The organism is Planktotalea sp., assembly GCF_018607965.1.
Taxonomy (GTDB): domain Bacteria; phylum Pseudomonadota; class Alphaproteobacteria; order Rhodobacterales; family Rhodobacteraceae; genus Planktotalea.
Window position 1 is genome coordinate 1 of record NZ_JABBAM010000167.1, and the last position, 5,750, is coordinate 5,750.

A 5,750-nucleotide genomic window follows, 5' to 3' on the forward strand; every position below is an offset into this window, starting at 1 on the left:
TGTCGTTGGAGTGCGTGAGGCCAGCCATAAAGATGACGCCAGCTTCTTGGCAAAGGCCCTGAACAGCAATCGCAACACCAGAAGAAGAACCACCAGTGATCATCACGGCGCCGTCTTTTTCGATCATGGACTTCGCAGAAGCACGTGCAGCGTCAGACTTTGTCTGTGTGTCGCCTGTGACGTACTCAACTTTTTTGCCCAAGATGCCGTTACCCGTCAACTCTTTAGAGCTGAACGTGTTCATCATGCCGCCGTCGCCGCCGCCATTGAGGTGCTCTACAGCAAGCACATATGCGCGGAGTTCGTCAGCACCCTCGTCCGCGTAAGGACCAGACTGTGGAACGTTGAAGCCAAGTGTTACCGTGTCGCCCTGTGGCGCATTGGTATAACCAGCGTGGTTTGCAGCGGACAGATATGTTGGCAATGCCAAACCTGCGCCCGCAACGGCGCTTGTCTTTAGAAGACCGCGACGTGTGAAGTTACCTGTGGACATGAAAATCCTCCCAAATTTCGAAATGTGTGAGGGCAGGCTCCTCTTCCTGCCGTTCACGGGGTTGCACAAAAGTGCTGGGCTCATAAGAGAGCACGACAGAAAACATCGCAATAAGGGCCTTGTATTAAACAATTATTTTGTCAACGAATGCACAATGCCCTAGGGTGAGTTGTAAAGAAATTATTCTGCGACGCAGAAAGCCTTTGAAAGCGTGAAGGAAATTCCATGAGCCGTGACACACTTACCGGCAGCCGAATACGAGAGCGTCGCTTGATAATAGGCATGAAGCAGGCAGATCTTGCGCGCCACGCAGGTGTCTCTGCATCTTATCTTAACCTGATTGAGCATAATCGCCGTAGAATCGGTGGTAAATTGCTCTTGGACATCGCAGCGATCTTGGATGTTGAGGCCTCGGTTTTAAGCGAGGGGGCTGAAACGGCACTTCTTGCGACATTGCGCGAAGTTGCAGCACTGCATCCCAGACAACCTGTTGAATTGGATAAAACCGAAGAATTTGCAGGTCGCTTCCCAGAATGGGCGCGCCTGATTGATGTGATGGCGCAGCGACAAAGCTCACTTGAACAAACCGTTGTCACATTGACCGACCGCATGACACATGATCCGCAACTGGCGACAGCGCTCCATGATATGCTGGGGGCTGTGACTGCTATTCGTTCGACATCGTCTATTTTGGTGCAAACAGAAGAAATAGAACCTGAATGGCGCGACCGCTTTCAACGTAACATCAATGAAGATGCGCAGCGTTTGACAGAAGGATCACAGGCGCTGGTCGCCTTCTTGAATGGTGAAACGTCGCAGACTGATCAATTCACAACACCGCAAGATGAAATAGAGGCGTTCTTTTCCCAAAGTGGCTATTATTTTCCAGATTTAGAAACCTGTGCGACCCATGAAGCGGCGGCGCTCGAAATCAAAGAGATGATTGAACGCTCACCCGAAATTCTGGTTTCGGCCTCTGGACGCAGTCAAACGCAGAACTTGTTGTTTCGCTATTGGCGCGATGCTCACGCGCTTCCCACAGAGGGTCTGCTTGATCAAGTGTCGATCCACGGCCTTGAACCTGATGCTATTGCTGCGTTGAATAAAGTTGACTTGGGCAGTGTTATGCGCCGTTTGGCAAGCATTCCAGGCTCTATTCTCGCGCCTTTGATTACAGATGATCGCTTTGACATTGGTGCGGATGGCGTGGGTCTTGCTGTTTGCGACAGCTCAGGCACCTTGACCCAGCGCAAGCCTTTGCAAGGATTTCCATTGCCACGATTTGGTGCGGCTTGCCCTTTGTGGTCTCTGTATCAATCCTTGTCGCGCCCCTTGATTGCGTTGCGCGAGGTCGCAGAACAAAGTGGGCGTGACACTTCGCAGTTTGAAACCTTGGCCTTTGCGGCACCTGTAACGGCCCCTCAATTCGGCGCGGTGCCCTTGTTGGAGGCGCACATGTTGATTGTTCCTTTGTCAAAGCGGGGCGACGCAACAAACTTTGTGCAAGCGCGTCCAATTGGGGTCAGCTGCCGAATTTGCCCACGCGCCTCTTGTGTTGGGCGCCGTGAACCTTCGATTTGGGCCAGTGGCTTGTAAGGTGGGGCATTGCTGGTTTCGATTGCAAATACGCGATGCTCGCATAAAGTGGTTAAACGGTGAGAGCGCGGTTTGAAGCAATGCCGCGCGAAAAATGGGGGGGATGGTTTGAACAAGCATGTTCTACTGGTTGAGGATGAGCCCAATATCATTGAAGCCGTAAGTTTCCTGCTGTCGCGTGACGGCTGGACAGTGTCGACGCATTCAAACGGTCACGACGCTGCTGATGTCATCAGGGCAAAAAAGCCTGACGTTCTTATTTTGGATGTCATGCTGCCGGGACGCAGTGGATTTGATATCCTTGCAGATATTCGAAACAGCGAAGGTTTCAGCGAAATTCCCGTCCTTATGCTAACCGCGCGTGGTCAGGCAAAAGATCGCGAAATGGCAGAACGTCTTGGCGCGACCCGCTTTATGACAAAACCATTTTCAAATGCTGAGATCATTGAAACCTTGCACGAAATGAGTGTGTCTTGAGTAATTTTTCTCAACAACACACCACGTCCGGTATATTGCGCCGTCTTTTTCTTGAACGCCGAAGTTATCGCCAGCGCCGTATCATAGATGCTGCGCGGCTGCTGCCTGTTGTTGGATTGATATTATGGCTGGTTCCTTTGGTTTGGTCGAAAGGGGAGGCAGACATTGAAATTTCGACCTCGATCGCAACACTTTATGTTTTTGCGATTTGGATCGGGTTGATTGTTGCAGGTGCGTTCCTTGCATGGCGCATGAACTGGGCCGACGGGGCGACCGACGGGGCGACCACACAAGCGATCCTTTCAAAGGATGCATTGCCTGCTGAGACGTCTCAACAAGATCGACCCGCTTCGTGAACCTGCTGATCGGGGTATCGCTTGGCTACGTCTTGGCGTTGTTCATTGTCGCTTTTGCAGCAGAACGCGCGGCGCGCATTGGACGGATCAAATGGTTGCGCGCGCCCTTTGTATATACATTGTCACTTTCCATATACTGCACGGCTTGGACATTTTACGGCGCTGTTGGATTTGCGGTGCGGTCCGGCTTGGAGTTCGTCACGATTTATTTGGGACCATCCCTCGTTATGCTGGGATGGCTATGGGCCGTGCGCAAACTGGTGCGCATTGGTCGCACACAAAGGATCACGTCAATTGCTGATTTGATTTCGGCGCGTTTTGGCAAGTCCAATCTGCTTGCGGTTACGCTAACTATCCTCGCCGTCACGGGAACGACACCCTATATTGCACTGCAATTGCAATCTGTTACGCAATCATACGCGGTCTTTGCCGAAGCGTCACAAGCCGGGTTTGACGTTTCAAGTCAAACCATCACCGCATTCTGGGTCGCAATCGGTCTTGCATTATTCACCATCCTTTTCGGCACACGAAAACTGGATGTGAACGAACGCCACGACGGTGTTGTCATGGCTATTGCCGTTGAAGCTGTGGTCAAACTAATCGCCCTTATGGCCGTAGGAATTTTCGTCGTCTGGGGCTTGTCCGGCGGTATTGGTCCAATGCTGGAAAAGATCGATTCCTCTGACATTGGAACGTGGAATGTCAGTGGTGGTCGGTGGGCTGGGCTGACATTTCTGTCGGCTGCTGCCTTTTTATGTTTGCCACGCATGTTCCACGTTATGGTTGTTGAAAATGATGACGAACAGCATCTACGCATGGCATCATGGGCCTTTCCGGCCTACCTCTTGTTGATGAGCCTGTTCGTTCTGCCCATCGCGGTGACGGGATTAGATCTTTTGCCTGCGGGCTCAAACCCAGATATGTTCGTTTTGACGGTGCCGCTTAGCCAGGGACAAAATGGATTGGCGATGCTGTCGTTCCTTGGGGGCCTATCCTCGGCGACCTCTATGGTGATCGTTGCCTCAATCGCGCTCTCAACGATGGTTTCAAACCATATAGTCATGCCAATTTGGCTACACTTCAAAGAGGGGCGTGTCAGTATTTCTGGGGATGTGCGTTCGGTGGTTCTGCTGTCGCGTCGATTGGCGATTGGTGCGATTGTTATGCTGGCGTATTTCTATTTTCGCTTATCGGGTGGTGGATCAGCTTTGGCCGCGATTGGTTTGGTTTCTTTCGTTGGCGTCGCACAGGCCCTTCCTGTGATGGTGGGTGGAATATTTTGGCGTGGTGCGACGCGAACGGGCGCGCTAGCTGGGCTGGCGATCGGCTTTTTCATTTGGGCCTATTCGCTGTTTTTACCCAGTCTTGGAACGGGTGTCGTGTTTTCAGAAATGATGATGACCCAAGGCCCATTTGGAATTGAATGGCTCGCACCCCAAGCGTTGTTTGGGATCAAAGGGTTAGATCCAATTCTACATTGCCTGATGTGGAGCATGTTGTTGAACAGTGCTGCGTTCTGTTTGATGTCTTTAAGCAGTTTTCCTGAACCGCTCGAACGCCTTCAGGGCGCACAGTTTGTGAATGTATTTCAACATGGTCAATCTGCGCGCAGCTGGGCGAACGGTGCCGCGCAATCAGAAGATCTTATGATTATGTCGCAGCGCATTCTGGGGTCGCGAGAAGCCCAATCGCTCTTTGGATTGGAAGCGGCGCGTCAAGGTTCCCAAGGATTGGTGCCCGAACCGACGCCTGAGTTTTTGGATTTGTTAGAACGCGAATTATCGGGCTCGGTCGGGGCGGCAACGGCGCATGCTATGGTCGGCCAGATCGTCGGGGGTGCCTCTGTGTCGGTGGATGATCTTCTGGCTGTTGCGGATGAAAGTGCGCAGATGATGGAGTATTCCAGCAAATTGGAGGCGCAATCTTCTGAACTTCAACGCACCGCGCAACAATTGCGTCTCGTGAATGAAAAGCTGACCCAAATCTCAGTGCAAAAAGATGGGTTTCTCAGCCAGATTAGCCATGAATTGCGCACGCCAATGACCTCTATCCGCGCCTTTTCAGAAATTTTACGCGACAGCGAAAACATGCCTGATCCTGACAAGGCCCGCTATGCCGGCATCATTCATTCCGAGACGTTGCGCCTGACCAGATTGTTGGATGACTTGCTCGATCTATCGGTTCTTGAAGACGGGCGCGTTTCGTTGAACCTGTCGCGTAAACCTTTGAGCGATATACTAGATGGTGCAATTTCCGCCGCAGGGTTGTTTGTAGATAAGGGCATTCAGATAAAGCGAAAACCTCAACGTGAAAAAGTAATGGTGCACACGGATACGGATCGATTATCCCAAGTTTTCATCAATATTTTGTCCAACTCGCAAAAATATTGTGATGTGGCTGATCCTACGCTTACGATCAAAGTCTTTGAAAGTGAAGACTTGGTCACAGTCGACTTTATCGACAATGGAAGTGTGATCGCGGCTGATATGCGGGATGTAATCTTCGAAAAATTCTCACGCGTGGGCGAAACCAAAGCGGGCGGGGCGGGCCTTGGGCTAGCCATTTGTCGCGAAATTATGAACCGTCTTGGGGGTGAAATTTTGTATCTGCCTGGTCAAGGTGGTTCTGCGTTTAGGGTGCAGTTTCCAAACGAATTCGTACCAGAAATGACGATTACGTAAGCCTTTAGTTAAGATTTCAACGTTAATGCTTAAGCTGACGAGACAGAAAGGCGTGCAGAATGTGCGCTGAGGGACGTGTTGGAGGCGGTGCAATTTCACCCAGTTCAGAAGTACTTAGGCGCAAGCTGCGTAGCGATACGTCCGGGG

General features: G+C 51.4%; 5 protein-coding genes. 4 read left to right on the forward strand and 1 reads right to left on the reverse strand.

Features of this window, described 5'->3' with window-relative positions; genetic code table 11:
* Positions 1–493, reverse strand: a 493-nt coding sequence (locus QZ279_RS14660; RefSeq protein WP_293452199.1) for an ABC transporter substrate-binding protein, incomplete at its 3' end; no start/stop codon positions are given.
* Positions 494–718: 225 nt separating this feature from the next.
* On the opposite strand from QZ279_RS14660, the gene QZ279_RS14665 reads away from it, so the two are divergent.
* The 4 genes from QZ279_RS14665 to QZ279_RS14680 all read left to right on the forward strand — a co-directional run bounded on the left by QZ279_RS14665 (position 719) and on the right by QZ279_RS14680 (position 5,603).
* Positions 719–2,089 carry a short-chain fatty acyl-CoA regulator family protein gene (locus tag QZ279_RS14665; protein WP_293452202.1) on the forward strand — a complete coding sequence of 457 codons (1,371 nt, stop codon included), beginning with the start codon at positions 719–721 and terminating at the stop codon, positions 2,087–2,089.
* Positions 2,090–2,197: 108 nt separating this feature from the next.
* On the forward strand, positions 2,198–2,566 hold the full coding sequence (locus tag QZ279_RS14670) for a response regulator (RefSeq protein WP_293452205.1): 369 nt from the start codon (positions 2,198–2,200) through the stop codon (positions 2,564–2,566).
* Positions 2,563–2,922, forward strand: coding sequence for a hypothetical protein (locus QZ279_RS14675; protein WP_293452208.1), 360 nt, complete (start codon positions 2,563–2,565; stop codon positions 2,920–2,922). The genes QZ279_RS14670 and QZ279_RS14675 overlap by 4 nt, the downstream gene beginning before the upstream one ends.
* Positions 2,919–5,603, forward strand: coding sequence for an ATP-binding protein (locus QZ279_RS14680; RefSeq protein ID WP_293452211.1), 2,685 nt, complete (start codon positions 2,919–2,921; stop codon positions 5,601–5,603). Before QZ279_RS14675 ends, QZ279_RS14680 begins: the two co-directional genes overlap by 4 nt.
* Positions 5,604–5,750: the final 147 nt, after the last annotated feature.